General features: G+C 54.9%; 13 protein-coding genes. 7 read left to right on the top strand and 6 right to left on the bottom strand.

Translation table 11 applies throughout. The annotated features are described in order from the left end of the window. Positions 1-61: 61 nt before the first annotated feature. Positions 62-1183 carry a ribosomal protein uL16 3-hydroxylase gene (locus ACCC84_RS02960; RefSeq protein ID WP_004964176.1) on the top strand — a complete coding sequence of 374 codons (1122 nt, stop codon included), beginning with the start codon at positions 62-64 and terminating at the stop codon, positions 1181-1183. Positions 1184-1227: 44 nt separating this feature from the next. On the opposite strand, the gene ACCC84_RS02955 is transcribed toward ACCC84_RS02960, so the two are convergent. Together ACCC84_RS02955 and pepT are read right to left on the bottom strand one after the other, a co-directional pair. Next, the gene (locus tag ACCC84_RS02955) at positions 1228-2325 is read right to left on the bottom strand and encodes a malate/lactate/ureidoglycolate dehydrogenase (protein ID WP_371901514.1); all 1098 of its coding nucleotides are present in this window, start codon (positions 2323-2325) and stop codon (positions 1228-1230) included. 72 nt (positions 2326-2397) lie between these two features. Continuing rightward, complete coding sequence (gene pepT / locus ACCC84_RS02950; protein ID WP_198772686.1) at positions 2398-3633, bottom strand: peptidase T; 1236 nt, start codon at positions 3631-3633, stop codon at positions 2398-2400. Positions 3634-4061: 428 nt separating this feature from the next. On the opposite strand from pepT, the gene potA reads away from it, so the two are divergent. The 5 genes from potA (at position 4062) to ACCC84_RS02925 (ending at position 10077) form a co-directional block, all read left to right on the top strand. After that, complete coding sequence (potA, locus tag ACCC84_RS02945; protein ID WP_004964185.1) at positions 4062-5177, top strand: spermidine/putrescine ABC transporter ATP-binding protein PotA; 1116 nt, start codon at positions 4062-4064, stop codon at positions 5175-5177. Then, complete coding sequence (gene potB / locus ACCC84_RS02940; protein ID WP_004964187.1) at positions 5161-6021, top strand: spermidine/putrescine ABC transporter permease PotB; 861 nt, start codon at positions 5161-5163, stop codon at positions 6019-6021. Before potA ends, potB begins: the two co-directional genes overlap by 17 nt. Further along, positions 6018-6800, top strand: coding sequence for a spermidine/putrescine ABC transporter permease PotC (gene potC / locus ACCC84_RS02935; protein WP_004964190.1), 783 nt, complete (start codon positions 6018-6020; stop codon positions 6798-6800). The genes potB and potC overlap by 4 nt, the downstream gene beginning before the upstream one ends. Before the next feature lie 310 nt (positions 6801-7110). Further along, a complete protein-coding gene (locus ACCC84_RS02930; RefSeq protein ID WP_004964193.1) occupies positions 7111-8670 on the top strand; it encodes a PTS transporter subunit EIIC in 1560 nt (519 codons plus the stop codon). 21 nt (positions 8671-8691) lie between these two features. Continuing rightward, positions 8692-10077: a family 4 glycosyl hydrolase gene (locus ACCC84_RS02925; RefSeq protein WP_004964197.1), complete on the top strand. Its 1386-nt coding sequence runs from the start codon at positions 8692-8694 to the stop codon at positions 10075-10077. Between the two features lie 19 nt (positions 10078-10096). Here ACCC84_RS02925 and ACCC84_RS02920 read toward each other — a convergent pair whose 3' ends face one another. Continuing rightward, positions 10097-10810, bottom strand: coding sequence for a MurR/RpiR family transcriptional regulator (locus tag ACCC84_RS02920; RefSeq protein ID WP_004964198.1), 714 nt, complete (start codon positions 10808-10810; stop codon positions 10097-10099). A 210-nt stretch (positions 10811-11020) separates the two neighbouring features. On the opposite strand from ACCC84_RS02920, the gene potD reads away from it, so the two are divergent. Next, a complete protein-coding gene (potD, locus tag ACCC84_RS02915) occupies positions 11021-12067 on the top strand; it encodes a spermidine/putrescine ABC transporter substrate-binding protein PotD (protein ID WP_198772687.1) in 1047 nt (348 codons plus the stop codon). Between the two features lie 59 nt (positions 12068-12126). On the opposite strand, the gene ACCC84_RS02910 is transcribed toward potD, so the two are convergent. The 3 genes from ACCC84_RS02910 to nagK form a co-directional block, all read right to left on the bottom strand. Next, on the bottom strand, positions 12127-13353 hold the full coding sequence (locus tag ACCC84_RS02910; protein WP_371901513.1) for a cytochrome P450: 1227 nt from the start codon (positions 13351-13353) through the stop codon (positions 12127-12129). Between the two features lie 149 nt (positions 13354-13502). After that, positions 13503-14339, bottom strand: coding sequence for a Sir2 family NAD+-dependent deacetylase (gene cobB, locus ACCC84_RS02905; protein ID WP_039992200.1), 837 nt, complete (start codon positions 14337-14339; stop codon positions 13503-13505). A 9-nt stretch (positions 14340-14348) separates the two neighbouring features. Next, positions 14349-15269: an N-acetylglucosamine kinase gene (gene nagK / locus ACCC84_RS02900; protein ID WP_088499666.1), complete on the bottom strand. Its 921-nt coding sequence runs from the start codon at positions 15267-15269 to the stop codon at positions 14349-14351.

Genomic DNA, 15269 nt, shown 5'->3' with positions numbered 1-15269 from the left:
CAACGGGCCTGACTTCCGTTATAATCCCTGTCACGCTCACTCCTCTATCCTGGAATAGACTATGGATTATCAATTAGATTTGGACTGGAACGACTTTTTGCAACGTTATTGGCAAAAGCGTCCGGTAATTCTGAAGCGCGGCTTCAAAAACTTTATCGATCCGATCTCCCCGGATGAGCTGGCTGGGCTGGCAATGGAAAACGAAGTGGATAGCCGTTTGGTCAGCCATCAGGACGGACGCTGGCAGGTGGCACACGGGCCATTCGAAAGTTATGACCATCTGGGCGAAAACAACTGGTCGCTGCTGGTACAGGCGGTCGACCACTGGCACGAGCCTTCCAGCGCCTTGATGCGCCCGTTCCGTCAACTGCCCGACTGGCGTATGGACGACCTGATGATCTCCTTCTCGGTACCCGGCGGCGGCGTGGGACCACACCTCGATCAATACGACGTGTTTATCATTCAGGGCACCGGCCGTCGCCGCTGGCGCGTGGGTGAAAAAGTGCCCATGAAACAGCACTGTCCCCACCCCGACCTGCTCCAGGTGGCGCCGTTTGACGCGATCATCGACGAAGAAATGGAACCGGGTGATATTCTGTACATTCCACCGGGTTTCCCGCATGAAGGCTACGCGCTGGAGAACGCACTGAACTATTCCGTCGGCTTCCGCGCCCCCAACGGTCGCGAACTGGTGAGCGGCTTTGCCGATTACGTACTGGCGCGTGAACTGGGCAGCCAGCGCTACGGCGATCCAGACATCACGCTGCGCGATCAACCGGCAACGGTGCTGCCGCAGGAAGTGGATGCGCTGCGCAAGATGATGCTGGATCTGGTGCAACAACCTGAACATTTCGAAAAGTGGTTTGGTGAATTCATTTCGCAATCGCGCCATGAGCTGGACGTTGCGCCGCCGGAGCCGCCGTATCAGGCCGGCGATATCTACGAGCTACTGCAACAGGGCGAAGCGCTGCAACGCCTGGGCGGGCTGCGCGTACTGCGCGTTGGCGATCGCTGTTTCGTCAACGGGGAACTGATTGACACCGAACAGCAGCAGGCCGCTGACGCACTGTGCCAACACTTCAGCGTCGATGCCGCCATGCTCGGTGAGGCGATCGACGATCCGTCATTCCTGGCGTTGCTGACCACGCTGGTTAACAGCGGCTACTGGTACTTCAACGATTAACCGGATGCCCCTCTCTAGATGCAGAGGGGCATTTCTCCACACCGTCAGTGTGGCTCCTCGCTCGCCATCCCCCGATAATGCTCCAATTCATCCGACGGCATGCCGGCCTGATGGGCGGCGGCGCAAATCTGCTGCCAGGTGTTGCCGTCAATCGGGATACCGTCAGCCAGCCGTGCTGTACGGTTAGCCTGCTCCCATTCCCCCGGCACCTGAATCGGTACGTCGCTGCTTTCCGGCGAGGCTTTCACCCAGTCGATAAAGGCTTGCGCTTCGGCCTGCATCTGTGGTGCGGCAAAAGCATCCGGATTGAGGATCAGCGTCGTCATGCAGTTGGTAATCGCATCGTTACCCGCAGCCTTCAACGTCTCGTCATGGGTCGTGCGCCCACCGGATAGCGCGCCACCGAGGATTTCGCACATCGTTGCCAGCGCATAGCCCTTATGGGCGCCAAAGGCCAGCAGCGAACCGAACGGCGCTTCATGCATCACCTTCGGCTCGCTGGTCGGTCGCCCTTGATTATCGATCAGATAGCCAGGCGCCACCGTCAGGCCCTTGTTGTACGCCACCCGGGTTTTGCCGAAGGCGATACCACTGGTGGCAAAATCCAGCAGCAACGGCGTTTTGCCCGGACGCGGGAAAATGACACAAAACGGGTTGGTGCCAAACCGCCGATCGCTGCCACCGAAGGGCGCTACCATCGGGTCACCGACCACATTGACAAAATGGATGGAAATAAAGCCGGCTGCCGCGCACTGTTCCGCCCAATGGCCAATGCGGCCAACGTGATGCGCATTGTGCAGTGCCACCGCCGCCAGCCCCAGTTGCCGCGCGCGTTCGATACCCTGCTCCATCGCTTCGCTGGCCACCACCTGGCCAAACCCCTTACCGCCGTCCAGCGTCAACACGGCGCCAGCGTCTTTCACTGGCCTGGCATGCGCGTTCAGTTGCAGCTGGCCTTGCCCGAGCGACGCCATGTAGCTCGGTATCATGCCGACGCCGTGCGAGTCATGGCCGGCGAGATTGGCCTGCACCAGATGTTCGGCCACCAGTTCGGCCTCACGTGCGCTGCTGCCGGCGTGACGCCAGATAGCCTGCACAAACTGCCCTAATCGCTCGCTGTTGATACGGTATTCAGTGCTCATTGCCAAGTCCTTGCGCCTAAAAATGGTAACCACAACCCTAGGCACAAAAGCAGAATGCGGCAAGTGGGTGCTTTATTTTCCCTTGGCGCGCTCCGCGGTCAGCGCCGCAATGCGCATAATCACCGCCACCGCCTGCTCCATGCCTTCCAAGGTAATAAACTCATGCTTGCCGTGAAAATTATAGCCGCCGGTAAACAGGTTCGGACACGGTAGGCCTTTAAAGGAAAGCTGCGCACCGTCGGTGCCACCGCGGATAGGTTTCATCACCGGTTCAATACCGCAATCGCGCATCGCCTGCTGCGCCAGCGCGATCACATGCGGATGGCTGGCCACCTGTTCGCGCATATTGTAGTAACTGTCCTCAATGGTGAGGTCGATGCTGCAGTCGCGCGGCAGTTCCTTGCCCAGTTGCTGGACAATGGCGATCATGCGACGCTTGCGCGCTTCAAAGCCCTCGCGCTCAAAATCGCGCAGTATGTAATGCATTTCGGCACGTTCGACATGCCCCTTGATGCTGCTGAGATGATAAAAACCCTGATAGCCGTCGGTGGTTTCCGGCATTTCGTCAGTGGGCAAAGCCTGATGCAACCGGGTCGCCAACGATAGCGCATTCACCATCACGCCTTTGGCGCTGCCAGGATGGACATTGTTGCCGACAATTTTCACCGTCACCGACGCCGCATTGAAGTTTTCACATTCCAGTTCGCCCACACCGCCACCGTCAACGGTGTACGCCCATTCGGCGTCAAATGCCCCTACGTCAAAGTAATGCGCCCCCTTGCCCACTTCTTCGTCCGGTGTGAAGGCGACGCGAATATCACCGTGCGGGATCTGGCTGTGCTTAAGCCGCACCATGGCGGTGATGATTTCTGCAATGCCGGCTTTGTCATCGGCGCCGAGCAGCGTTTTGCCGTCGGTGGTGATCAGCGTCTGCCCCAGCATTTGATGCAGCACCGGGAACATCACCGGTGACAGCACTTCATCGCCAATGCCAAGGGCAATATCGCCGCCACGGTAGTTTTCCACGATCTGCGGATTAACGTGTTTGCCGCTAAAGTCCGGTGAAGTATCCAGATGGGAAATGAAGCCGATGGCCGGTACCGGCCAGGCCACGTTGCCCGGCAGCGTGCCGGTCACACAGCCCTGTTCGCTGAGCGATACCTGTTCAAACCCCAGTCCGATCATATCGCGCTGCAAGGCACGCGCCAGCTTCAATTGGCCGTCAGTGCTTGGCACATGTTTGACGTTCGCTTTAGACTGCGTGTCGAAAGTGACGTAGTGAAAAAAACGATCTAGTAGTTTGTCCATGCTTCCACCCTCAGAATGTCGCGTTTCATTATGCGCAACCGCCGCTGGCCGAATATTGAGACAGGTCAGTTTAACCCGCGTTAACTAAAATCATTAATTACCGTGATGTTTGCTCGTCAAAGAAACGGCCCCAAGAGGCGGATTCGGCTCGCTAATCGGCTTGGCGACGCTGCCCCCACGGCAAGCCGGTGCGATATCGACAGGCAATCAGCGCATAAAATTGCAGCATTGTGTCGCTATAATGGTGAAAATCAGCGCGTTGGCTTTCATTTCGCTCGCTCAGCGTCTATCATGCGCGCTCTAAAAATTTCAAGCGGCGTCGCTGGTTTTGAGCTTAATTGTTAATAGGGGATAACCCCGCAGCTCTCGCAGTCTTTTCCAGCGGCGGTTCTATCTGCATCACCCCACGGGATAGAGTGACACCATAAATGACTGAGAAATCTTCTCTGACACCACTCGTTGAACTGAAAGCGCTAAGCAAAGGTTTCGACGGCAAGGCAATCATCGCCGATCTCGCACTCACCATTAACCACGGCGAATTCCTGACCATTCTTGGCCCGTCCGGCTGCGGCAAGACCACGGTGCTACGGCTGATTGCCGGTCTGGAAGACGCCGACAGCGGCCAGATCGTGCTCGATGGGCAGGACATCACCGACATTCCCGCCGAGCATCGCCACGTCAATACCGTGTTTCAGAGCTACGCACTGTTCCCGCATATGACGGTATTTGAAAACGTGGCGTTCGGCCTGCGCATGCAAAAAACCCCGGCGGCGGACATCGCCCCTCGGGTGGAGGAAGCGCTGCGCATGGTTCAGCTCGACACCTTTGCCCAGCGCCGCCCGAGCCAGCTTTCTGGCGGTCAGCAACAGCGTGTCGCCATCGCCCGCGCGGTGGTCAACAAACCCAAGGTGCTGTTGCTGGACGAGTCGCTCTCTGCGCTGGACTACAAGTTGCGCAAGCAGATGCAGAACGAACTGAAAGCGTTGCAGCGCAAACTCGGCATTACCTTCGTGTTCGTCACTCACGATCAGGAAGAAGCGCTGACGATGTCAGATCGCATCGTGGTGATGCGTGACGGCCGCATTGAACAGGACGGCACGCCGCGCGAGATCTACGAAGAGCCGCGTAACCTGTTCGTCGCCAGCTTTATCGGCGAGATCAACATTTTTGCTGCCACCGTGCTGCAACGCATCGACCACCAGCGGGTGCGAGCCAACGTGGAAGGACGCGAATGCGACATTTACGTCAGTCAGCCGGTTAGCGCAGGCCAGCAACTCAAAGTGCTGCTGAGGCCGGAAGACCTGCGGGTAGAGGAAATCAACGGTGCTGAACAGGTCGATGGCCTGATTGGCCATGTGCGTGAACGAAACTACAAGGGCATGACGCTGGAATCGGTCGTCGAGCTGGAAAACGGCAAGATGGTGATGGTCAGCGAATTCTTTAACGAGGACGATCCGGACGTCGACCATTCACTGAACCAGAAAATGGCGGTGACCTGGGTTGAAAGCTGGGAGGTGGTACTGGCCGATGAAAACCTCGCGTAAGCTGTTCCAGAATGTGGTGATCGTCGGCGTGGTCGCCTGGCTGCTGCTGTTCGTGTTTATGCCGAACCTGATGATCATCGCGACCAGTTTCCTGACGCGCGACGACGCCAACCTGGTGCAGATGGTGTTTACGCTGGACAACTACACCCGGCTGTTCGATCCGCTGTACGCCGAGGTGCTGTTGCACTCGCTGAACATGGCGGCGATCGCCACCCTGTGCTGTCTGATAGTCGGCTATCCCTTCGCCTTTATCCTGGCGCGCCTGCCACAAAAGGTGCGGCCGCTGCTGCTGTTTCTGCTGATCGTACCCTTTTGGACCAACTCACTGATCCGCATTTATGGCCTGAAGCTGTTTCTCAGCACCCGCGGCTATTTAAACGATTTTCTGTTATGGCTGGGGCTGATCGACAAACCGTTTCGCATTATGTATACCTCTGAAGCGGTGATCCTCGGACTGATCTACATTCTGCTGCCATTTATGGTGATGCCACTGTATTCCAGCATCGAAAAACTGGATAAATCCTGCCTGGAAGCGGCACGCGATCTTGGCGCCAGCAAGCTGCAAACCTTTATTCGCATCATCATTCCGTTAACCATGCCGGGCATCATCGCCGGCTGCCTGCTGGTACTGCTGCCAGCGATGGGGCTGTTCTTCGTGGCGGATCTGATGGGCGGAGCCAAAAACCTGCTCATTGGCAACGTCATCAAGAGCCAGTTCCTGAATATTCGCGACTGGCCATTCGGCGCAGCCACCAGCATCTGTCTGACGCTGGTGATGGGCCTGATGCTGCTGGTGTATTATCGTGCTGCCAAGCTGTTGAACAAGAAGGTGGAACTGGAATGATCGGACGCCTGCTTCGCGGTGGTTTCATGACCATCATTTATGCCTATCTGTACATCCCGATTGTGATCCTGATCGTCAACTCGTTCAACGCATCGCGCTTCGGTATCAACTGGCAGGGGTTTACCACCGACTGGTACAGCACGCTGTTGAACAACGACAGCCTGTTGCAGGCGGCCGGCCATTCCCTGACCATGGCGGTGCTGTCGGCCACCTTTGCCACGCTGATCGGTTCACTGACCGCCGTGGCGCTGTATCGCTACCGTTTTCGTGGCAAACCGTTCGTTAACGGCATGCTGTTTGTGGTGATGATGTCGCCGGACATCGTGATGGCCATTTCGCTGCTGGTGCTGTTTATGCTACTGGGGATTTCGCTCGGCTTCTGGTCGCTGCTGTTCTCGCACATCACCTTCTGTTTGCCGTTCGTGGTCGTGACGGTCTATTCACGCCTGAAAGGCTTTGACGTCAAAATGCTGGAAGCAGCGCGCGATCTCGGTGCCGGCGAAGTGACCATCCTGCGCAAGATCATTTTGCCGTTGGCGATGCCGGCGGTGGCCGCCGGTTGGCTGTTGAGCTTCACCCTGTCGATGGATGACGTCGTGGTTTCATCGTTCGTGACCGGGCCGAGCTATGAGATTTTGCCATTGAAGATTTATTCGATGGTAAAAGTCGGCGTGTCGCCGGAAGTGAATGCGCTGGCCACTATTCTGCTGATGCTGTCGCTGTTATTGGTACTCGCCAGTCAGCTGATTCTGCGCGATCGCGGCGTCAAATCGGCGTAACCGCGTCATCGGCCAGGGAACGGCCCTTACCTACTCACTATCCGGCTGCTGATTTGCCTAAGCACTACGTCAGGCATCGCCGCCCCCCTATTACCGCCGGTAAAAACCGCCCTTCAGTGTGAACACCTTCACATTTGGCACCGGTTGTCAGCCATTGACCACCGGTACCTATTTCCCCGCAACCATTGCCCTGTGCGCATAATCATTTTATAACCGATCGCAGGCAGGGTTCGCCTGATTAACCACTATTATTTCACCCGTGCACGGAGAGTCATCAGCAACGTCGTCCTACAATAATAAGGGTACTGCCATGAAAGGGTTTAGCGATAATATCTTAAGTAAGCTACAGCTTTTCTCCAAGGCCATGATGGGGCCAATATTTTTTCTGCCGGTAATTGGCTTAATTCTGGCATTAAGTTCTATTCTCACCAACGCCAATCTGATTAATGAAGGTAGTCTGTTATCACAAAGTGGGAAATTGATTGGGGATACTTTTTGGCCGCTATTTGGTAATTTGGGGTTAATTTTTTGCATAGGTATTACTTATGGTTTGGCGAAGGATAAAAAAAGTGAAGCCGCGCTAGTGGCGGTTATGTGCTTTATTATGTTTCTTGGCGCCAACCATGCTTATCTTGAACTCAGTGGCCGGGTGGCAGAAAAGATCAATGGTGAATATTACGGTACCGGACAAACCGAACTGTTGGGCTTCACCGTGGTTGATATGGGGATTTTCCTCGGCCTGATCCTCGGTGTGACTATTGCCTGGGTGCATAACCGCCTGTGTAATATTGAACTGAACGGCGTATTTTCAGTCTATGGCGGTGCCAAACTGGTGCTGATTGCCATGACTCCCATTATCATCGCGCTGGCGATAGGCTTTAGCTACCTGTGGCCTGCTATCTCGCACGGTCTGACCGAGCTGACCGGGTTTATGAAGGGGGCCGGGTCTCTTGGCGTGTTTGTGTACGGCTTCTTTGAGAAATTCCTGATCCCAACCGGGCTGCATCACTTTATCTGGTCGCCCTTCCAACTGACCAGCATTGGCGGCACCATCGTGCAGGACGGTCATACCGTAGCCGGCTCTCAAGCCATTTTCCTTGCCTACATGCGCGAACCGGGCCTCTCCCCGTTGATGGACGAAGCGTTGCGCTTTTCACAGCAGGGTATGGTCACCATTTTCGGATTATCCGGTGCCGCGCTGGCATTTTATCACACGGCAAAGCCGGCAAAGAAACAGCTGGCGAAAGCTATTTTGATCCCGGCCATCACCACATCAATACTGGTTGGCATCACCGAGCCGATTGAGTTCACTTTCCTGTTTGTTTCACCGCTGTTATGGGTCATCCATGCGCTGTTGACCGCACTTTCACAGGTGGCCTGCAATCTGTTTCAGGTTCGTCCATGGGGGCCAAGCGGTCTGATTGAATTTTTGGTGTATAACCTGCCACTCCCCGTATCGCTTACACGTTGGCCATTATTTATTGTCATCGGTCTGGTGCAGTTTGCGGTGTATTACCTGGTCTTTAAAACGCTGGTGCTGAAGCTGAATTTAAAAACGCCAGGGCGTGAAGATGACGACAATGTCAAATTGTATTCCAAGCAGGAGTATTTTGAGGATAAAAAACAGGCAGGTGAAATGAGCGGTATGATTATCGACGCCCTGGGTGGTAAGGAAAACATTGTTTCCGTTGATAACTGCTTTACCCGTCTGCGAGTGGAAATAAAGGATATGCGATTAATCGACGAGGCAATGTTAAAACTGACCGGTGCCAAAGGAATAGTCAGAAACCGCAGTGAAGTTCAGGTGATTTATGGCCTCACCGTTGGAAAAGTAAAAAATCAGCTAGAGAAACAGTTGGCCCTTTCATAATTTTTAATTGGGAGATAAACCATGAAATTAACCGTATTGGGCGGCGGCGGCGTACGTTCACCGTTCCTGGCCAAGTCGATTGCTTATAATGCCCACCGCATTGGCGTCAGCGAAGTCGTATTCCTGGATAACGACAGTGAAAAGCTGGCTGTTTATGGCGCCATCGCCCAGGGGGTGTTCGAACGCATTCGCGGCGATATCCGCTTTCGTCTTACCGACGATGCTCAAGAGGCATTACGCGACGCCAATTACATCATTACCACACTGCGCATAGGCGGTGAGGCTGGCCGCATTGACGACGAACGCATCGCTCTCAATCATCAGGTTCTGGGACAGGAAACCACCGGTGCTGGCGGTTTCGCCATGGCGATGCGCTCGATCCCGGCCATTGTCGACTATTGCCGCCTGATCGAAAAAATTTCCGCCCCTGACGCCGTATTGTTCAACTTTACCAACCCTTCCGGCATGGTGACCGAGGCGATTATCAAATCCGGCTTCACCCGGCGGGTATATGGCATTTGCGATGCGCCGAGCGAGTTTATTCGCGAACTGGCCGAACTGCTGGAGTGCACTGAAAACGCGCTGAGCGTCGATTGTTATGGCCTCAACCACCTTTCCTGGTTCCGCAACGTGCAAGTGAATGGCAAAGACGTCATGCCGCAACTCTTGTCCGACCCGCGCCTGTATCGCGACACCTGCATGAAATATTTTTCGCCGGCGTTGGTGGCTCTTTCGGATAATCAGTTGCTCAACGAGTACCTCTATTACTACTATTATCGCGAGCAGGCGATTACCGCCATTTTAGCTGCCGGGGAAACCCGTGGTGAACAAATTGCCACCATCAATCAGCGCATGATGGCGGACCTGTCCGCAATCGATATTCCCAACCAGTTGGAACACGCATTCACAGTCTATTTTGCCCATTATCTGGCGCGTGAAAACTCATACATGCAGCGCGAATCCAGTCAGGGGAAGGTGAAAGAACGGGAAATGCTGACATTGCAGCAGTTTATCGAACAACCCGATACCGGCGGCTATGCCGGCGTGGCCATTGATATTTTAGAAGCGGTCAACAGCGGCCAGAACAAACGGGTGGTCGTCTCGATGCAGAATAACGACACGCTTGATTTTCTGCATCCAGAAGATGTCATCGAGATCAGTTGCGAGCTCAACAGCGAGGGGATTCGCCCGATCAAGATGCGCGATATACCCGATACACAAAAAAACCTGATCGCCCGCGTTAAAGAATATGAACGACTGGCGGTAACAGCGATCCTGAACGGGGATCGCATGCTGGCAATCAAAGCCCTGATGGTCCATCCGCTGGTTAACTCTTTTTCATTGGCAACAACGCTGGTGGACGAGTATTTGCAGGCGCATAGTCAATATACTGGCCACTGGCGTTAACCTGCGGATTGACGGTCGTTCATTCTGAACGCCGTTCAAACCAGGCTTTCACCAGGTTTTCAAACCCCAGCAGGCAATGGCCAAAAAACGGGTTGGGATAATAGATGTCGTGATCGTACTTTTGCCGATCTTCAAAGATGAAGGTCATATCAGCCCGCTGCGCCAGCGGGCTGTCACCATCACCGCAAAAAGCCGCCAATTGGATGTGATTGCGCTTCACCGCATCGCCCCAGCTCAACGCCGAACCGCTGTTGCCAGATTTGGAAATCACGATCACCATGTCAAAACGAAAGCGCATCTTTTGATCGAGGATATCAAAGTCGGGCCACAGTGATAAATAGCTATCGATACCCAAGGTCATGAATTTATTGTACATATATTGTGCAACCAGCTGAGAAAAACCGCTGCCATGGATAAGGATCTTGCCGTGATCCAGCAGTTCGAGAAAACGCGTCTGCTGTTGCACACTGCTGGCGATGCCACTTTCCAGCGAAGACTGCCCGGCTGGCGGCACCACCAGATTAAATTTGATAAAGTACACCAATTCCAGATAGCCGCGAAAACCGAGCTTCTTTGCCAAACGCACCACGGTAGAAGGCGAACTGTAACAGCGTGCCGATACGGCGCGTATACCATCGTCGATACATAATTCAGGAAATTGATAGATATATTCGAGCACCATAAGATCCGTTTTGCTCAACTCCGCCTGACTGAATATCTGTTTGAAATTCATTATGTCTCCCAATAATCATCAGTGCCGTGATTTATATTACCTCGTGCGGCTATCCAACGCGGCATACAAAAAGCGCTGATTTGCCAACGGGATAAGCACCTTTACCCTACTGGATGCGCCCCCTATAATGGCCGTTCTCTGGGGTATAGCGTACTGAAGGATCGGCAAGCCTATACTGTGTTATGCGACAACTGCCAAAGGAAACGCTGCATGAAAAAGTGGTCACATCTGCTCGCCGCCGGGATGATGGCACTGAGCATCGGCTCTACAGCCGCCGCTGACGAGGGTAAAACCCTCTACTTCTATAACTGGACTGAATATGTGCCGCCGGGCCTGCTGGAACAGTTCACCAAAGAAACCGGTATCAAGGTGATTTACTCCACCTATGAATCCAACGAAAGCATGTATGCCAAACTGAAGACCTACAAGGACGGCGCATACGATCTGGTGGTGCCGTCCACCTATTTCATCGCCAAGATGAGCAAGGAAGGCATGCTGCAGAAGATCGACAAAAGCAAGCTGAGCCACTTCAACGATCTCGATCCCAATCTGCTGAACAAATCGTTTGACCCGAACAACGACTATTCGATCCCCTATATCTGGGGCGCCACCGCCATTGGCGTCAACAGCGAAGAGATCGATCCGCACAGCGTAACCTCCTGGGCCGATCTGTGGAAACCGCAGTACGCCAGCAGCCTGCTGCTGACCGACGATGCGCGTGAAGTGTTCCAGATGGCGTTGCGCAAGCTGGGGTATTCGGGCAACACCACCAATCCGCAAGAAATCGAAGCGGCATATCACGAACTGCAAAAACTGATGCCGAACGTACTGGCGTTCAATTCGGACAATCCGGGTAATCCGTTTATGGAAGGCGAAGTCAATCTGGGCATGATATGGAACGGTTCGGCCTTTGTGGCGCGTCAGGCCGGGACGCCACTTGACATCGTATGGCCGAAAGAAGGCGGTATTTTCTGGATGGACAGCCTGGCGATCCCGGCCAATGCCAAGAACGTCGATGGTGCGCATAAGCTGATCGACTTCCTGCTACGGCCAGAAATCGCGGTACAGGTGGCCAAAACCATCGGCTACCCCACCCCAAACCTGGCGGCGAAAAAACTGCTGCCCAAGGAGATCGCCAATGACAAGTCACTGTACCCTGACGAGGCGGTGATCAAAAACGGCGAATGGCAAAATGACGTTGGCGACGCCAGCACGTTGTATGAAACCTACTTCCAGAAGCTGAAAGCCGGTCGTTGATCGTCTGGCCGGCATCAGCCAAGCGATGCCGGCCATAACCATCGCACAACACCACCGAGTTATTGCAGCGCCAGCGGCAACGCCCGCAACGATCGCAGGATCAGACTTTCACTTTGCCAGTCGGCGCTGCCGAGCAGCCGTAAGCGTGGAAAACGCTCAAGCAGGCTTCCACACACCGTTTCAGCCTGAAACTGCGCCAACAGCTGCCCGGCGCACAGATGGGCACCAAAGCCAAAGCCTAAATGCCGCTGGCTGTTCGAACGATGCAGTTCAAACTGATGTGCCGTCTGGAACTGCGTTTCGTCGCGATTGGCCGCCCCCAGACAAAGTAACACGTTATCCTGCTCACGCAGGGTGCGACCATGTATCTGCCAAGGTTGCATCACCGTGCGGCGCGCCATTTGCAACGGTGATTCATAACGCAGCGTCTCCTGTACCGCCAGACGAATCAACGACGGATGCTGTCGCAGTTGCTGGGTTACGCCCGGGTTTTGCAGCACGGCCAGCATCAGATTGCCGATCAACGCTTCGGTCGTTTCACTGCCGCCAATCAGTACCGTTACACAGTCGGTGCTGAAATAACGCTGCATTAATGCCCGATGCTCCGCATAGCCTGCTGATAATGCATTAAAAAATAACGAGGGATGCCCCTGTCGGCACTGCTGATAACATTGGCTAAACAGCAAGTCCAATTGCCGTAACGCCGCCATCAATTTCTGCAACCCGGCGGCATCTATAGCGCTGGGGTCAAGCAACAGTCGAATGCTTTCCTTTTGTTGCTCAACCACCTGCTGCTGTTGCGCTGACAGGTTCAACCAGCCCGCAAATACCCGCGGCCATAATGGCCTGGCCAACTGACCGATCAAATCGGCCTGCTCTGCGGCCTGCAGCTCGTTAATCAGGTGATTGATTTCCCTGGCCGCCAGCTGCTTCAGCGTCGCCAGCGGTTCACGGCCGAACAGCGCCATCAGCGGTTTGCGATGCGTTCGATGGTGTTCACCATCCTGAAACAGCAGGATGTCCCGTACCAGCGCCGCCAGTTCCGGGCTCAGCTCAGATTGCAAGCGGGCAAACTGCGCCATTAAATGTCGTGGAATACCGCTGCTGCCGAGTTGCGGACTGCGCAGCGCCGTACTGACGTCCTGATAGCGCGTCAGCACCCAGGTTCTGCCAATGCGCAATAGCGGCTGATGCTGGCGCATACGCTGATAAACTTGATAGATTTGCTGGTTGAACGACGGTGAGGCAGGATTGAAGCGCAGAGTCTTATCATTAGGTATATTCATGAATATGAAACCTCGACATGACAATAATGTGCTCTGCCAGCGACAGAGCTACATTTTAGTAAAGCAAAACTTCACAATCATGCACGAATTTCACAGCAATTATTTGTGACGCCCACCGCTGCGATCGGCGGGCGCAACGTCAGACCCTATCAAGGCCGATCGGCACGTTCGACTTTTCCTACCAGGAATTTATGCACAAACCGCGGCACCACTTCACTAGCTGGGCCGTAATGTTTTTCATCAAACTGGCTTTCCACCTGGCTCGGTTCAAGATTAAGCTCCATGGTATGCGCCCCGCTCAGACGCGCTTCGTGCACGAAGCCTGCCGCCGGATAAACGTGGCCGGAGGTGCCGATGGCGACGAAGAAATCTGCCTTGGCCAGCGCCTGATAGATTTCATCCATGCCCAGCGGCATCTCGCCAAACCACACCACATGTGGCCGCAACGGCGCTGGGAACTGACAACAATGGCAGCGGTCGTCAACGCTGAGATCGCCTGGCCAGGCAAATACCTGACCAGAACTGGTGCAGCGCACCTTCAGCAGCTCTCCGTGCATATGCAGCACCCGCTGGCTGCCAGCCCGTTCATGCAGGTTGTCGATGTTCTGCGTCACCAGCAGGAAGTTATCGCCCAGCCACTCCTCCAGACTGGCCAGGGCGCGGTGCGCCGCGTTGGGCACAATGTCCTCTTGTTGCAGCTGACGGCGACGCTGATTGTAAAACGCCTGCACCAACGCCGGATCGCGCTGATAACCTTCCGGCGTTGCGACGTCTTCCACCTTGTGTTCTTCCCACAGCCCATCAGCCGCACGGAAGGTGCGGATACCGGACTCGGCAGAGATGCCGGCACCGGTCAGCACCACCACAAATGGTTTCTTCAATTCTGCCGCCGCCATGGTATCGCGGTGAAAAATCCGCGAACGGAAGCGTTGATGCAACACATGTTTGCTTTTGCGAAACTGGCATAATCGATGACGCGTGTGCATACCCTCTCCTTATCTAATAACATCCACCACATTGAGGAACGCAGCCCCACGAACGCCGCCGGCATCGCCGTAGCGCGCCTTTTCGATGCGTGGCAACCTGGCCACCCGCAGCAGGCTTTTCGGCAGGCGTTGTGGCAACGCCTGATAGATCGCGTCGAAATTCGACAATCCACCGCCAATCACCAATAAATGCGGATCGATAATGGTCAGTAAATTACCCAGGCAAATCGCCAATACGTCCAGGAAACGCGCAACATGCTCCACAGCCTGCGGCTCGCCTGCCTGATAATGCGCAATGATCTGCGTAGCCGGCAACTGCCGTTGATAAAAGTGGGCATACATCCACTCGAATCCGCGACCCGATATGTAATTCTCGATGCAACCATGATGGCCGCAGCCACAGGCAACGCGAGGTATATCACGCCCCAACACCTCGAGCGCGTCCACCGGCAGGCGAAAATGCCCAAACTCGCCGGCGATGTAATTGCGCCCCGAGACCACCTTACCATCAACGATTAAGCCGCCGCCAACCCCAGTGCCCAGGATCAGCCCCAGCACCACCGGATAACGACGGAACTCATCGTCCCACGCCTCGGACAAGGCAAAGCAGTTGGCGTCGTTGTCGATCCGTACCTCACGGCCAATCAAGGCCGCCAAATCCTGCGGCAGCGGTTTACCCATCGCCGCTGGCACATTGGCGGTAAACAGCGTACCGTCGTCGGCGTTAGGCAAACCCGGAATACCAATGCCCACCGTTCCCTGACCGCCGCAAAACGCATCGGCTTCCAGGGTCAAATCGCGCAGCGTAGTCAGCAGTTGCCGATAATCATCGCGCGGCGTGGTTACCCTTTTTTGCCAAATGCGTTGCAGTTTATCGTCGAACACGCCCAGTTCAATCTTGGTGCCGCCCATGTCGAAACCGTAATACAT

The sequence above is a fragment of the Serratia odorifera genome, assembly GCF_041448735.1.
GTDB classification, from domain to species: Bacteria; Pseudomonadota; Gammaproteobacteria; order Enterobacterales; family Enterobacteriaceae; genus Serratia_F; species Serratia_F odorifera.
Note: the sequence above shows the minus strand (reverse complement) of the source record. Positions and strands in the feature narration are given on the sequence as shown.

What these genes read in the sequence shown, in the direction of transcription:
- ACCC84_RS02960 (WP_004964176.1), top strand. Translation starts at nt 62, where the DNA reads ATGGATTATCAATTAGATTTGGACTGGAACGACTTTTTGCAACGTTAT.
- ACCC84_RS02955 (WP_371901514.1), bottom strand. Translation starts at nt 2,325, where the DNA reads ATGAGCACTGAATACCGTATCAACAGCGAGCGATTAGGGCAGTTTGTG.
- pepT (WP_198772686.1), bottom strand. Translation starts at nt 3,633, where the DNA reads ATGGACAAACTACTAGATCGTTTTTTTCACTACGTCACTTTCGACACG.
- potA (WP_004964185.1), top strand. Translation starts at nt 4,062, where the DNA reads ATGACTGAGAAATCTTCTCTGACACCACTCGTTGAACTGAAAGCGCTA.
- potB (WP_004964187.1), top strand. Translation starts at nt 5,161, where the DNA reads ATGAAAACCTCGCGTAAGCTGTTCCAGAATGTGGTGATCGTCGGCGTG.
- potC (WP_004964190.1), top strand. Translation starts at nt 6,018, where the DNA reads ATGATCGGACGCCTGCTTCGCGGTGGTTTCATGACCATCATTTATGCC.
- ACCC84_RS02930 (WP_004964193.1), top strand. Translation starts at nt 7,111, where the DNA reads ATGAAAGGGTTTAGCGATAATATCTTAAGTAAGCTACAGCTTTTCTCC.
- ACCC84_RS02925 (WP_004964197.1), top strand. Translation starts at nt 8,692, where the DNA reads ATGAAATTAACCGTATTGGGCGGCGGCGGCGTACGTTCACCGTTCCTG.
- ACCC84_RS02920 (WP_004964198.1), bottom strand. Translation starts at nt 10,810, where the DNA reads ATGAATTTCAAACAGATATTCAGTCAGGCGGAGTTGAGCAAAACGGAT.
- potD (WP_198772687.1), top strand. Translation starts at nt 11,021, where the DNA reads ATGAAAAAGTGGTCACATCTGCTCGCCGCCGGGATGATGGCACTGAGC.
- ACCC84_RS02910 (WP_371901513.1), bottom strand. Translation starts at nt 13,353, where the DNA reads ATGAATATACCTAATGATAAGACTCTGCGCTTCAATCCTGCCTCACCG.
- cobB (WP_039992200.1), bottom strand. Translation starts at nt 14,339, where the DNA reads ATGCACACGCGTCATCGATTATGCCAGTTTCGCAAAAGCAAACATGTG.
- nagK (WP_088499666.1), bottom strand. Translation starts at nt 15,269, where the DNA reads ATGTATTACGGTTTCGACATGGGCGGCACCAAGATTGAACTGGGCGTG.